Source organism: Micromonospora sp. NPDC023633 (assembly GCF_040640035.1).
Taxonomy (GTDB): Bacteria; Actinomycetota; Actinomycetes; order Mycobacteriales; family Micromonosporaceae; genus Micromonospora.
In genome coordinates this window covers 1-1220 of record NZ_JBFABB010000285.1, presented here as the reverse complement: position 1 = coordinate 1220, position 1220 = coordinate 1, and the positions used below count along the sequence as shown (strand labels likewise).

Below are 1220 nucleotides of genomic sequence, written 5' to 3'. Positions count from 1 at the left end.
CAGTGGCCGCCGGCCGGTGCCCGGCCGGTGGCTGTTGATGGCTTGTACGAACGGTTGGCCGACGGCGGGTACGTGTACGGGCCGGTGTTTCAGGGTCTGCGGGCGGTGTGGCGTGCCGACCAGGATGTGTACGCCGAGGTGACACTGCCCGAGCAGGTCGGAGCGGACGGGTTCGGGTTGCATCCGGCGGCGCTGGACGCGGCGCTGCACCCGATCGGGTTGGCCGGGCTGCTCGACGACGACGACGCGGTGTTGCCGTTCGCGTGGAGCGGGGTACGGCTGCACGCGACCGGAGCGACCACGCTACGGGTCCGGCTGACACCGGCCGACGACGGCGGTATCGCGGTGGCCGTGTTCGACACCGCCGGCCATCCGGTGCTGACCGCGGACTCGTTGGTGTTGCGGCCGGTAACCGCCGACCAACTGGGCGCCGGAATGCCGGACGCGGCGCAGTCACTGTTCGAGGTGCAGTGGATGCCGCTACCAGGCGCGCAGCCCGACACCACGCCGGTGGCTACCGAACCCGTCTGGGCATGGCACGGGCAGATCGATGGTGAGCTGCCCACGGTCGTGGTGGCCGAGCTACCAGCTGCAGGCGACGCCGTCGACGTTGTCGAGGCCACACACACGGCCAGCACGCTGGTGTTGGGTTGGATCCAGGAATGGCTGGCCGATGCGGCCACGGACGGTTCCCGGTTGGTGGTGACCACCCGCGGCGCCACCGACGGCAGCGACCTGGCCGCGGCCGCGGTATGGGGCCTGGTCCGCTCCGCGCAGTCCGAACACCCCAACCGATTCATCCTGCTCGACCTCGACGATGACACCGACCACGATGGCGAACTGGGCAGGATCCTGACCGCGGTGCTCGACAGCGGCGAACCAGAAATCGCGGTACGCGCCGGTGAGCTGTATACCCGGCGGTTGACCCGGGCCGGTGGTACTGGCCGGCTGCCCCTGCCCGGCCCTGACCGGTTGCCGGCCGGGTTGGATTCGCGTGGCACGGTGGTGATCACTGGCGGGACCGGGGTGTTGGGTGGGTTGTTGGCCCGGCATCTGGTCGCCACGCACGGGGTCAGGCATCTGTTGTTGTTGTCCCGGCGGGGCCCGGCCGCGGCGGGAGCGACCGAGCTGGTCGCTGATCTGACTGAGCTGGGCGCGCGGGTGCAGGTGGCGGCGTGTGACGTCGCTGACCGCGATGCCCTGGCCGAGGTGTTGGCGGC

Annotated in this window: 1 protein-coding gene; it reads left to right on the top strand. The window is 70.8% G+C overall.

The window, feature by feature from the left end; genetic code table 11:
- Positions 1-27: 27 nt before the first annotated feature.
- Positions 28-1220, top strand: a 1193-nt coding sequence (locus tag AB0G13_RS34760; protein ID WP_357883956.1) for a polyketide synthase dehydratase domain-containing protein, incomplete at its 3' end; no start/stop codon positions are given.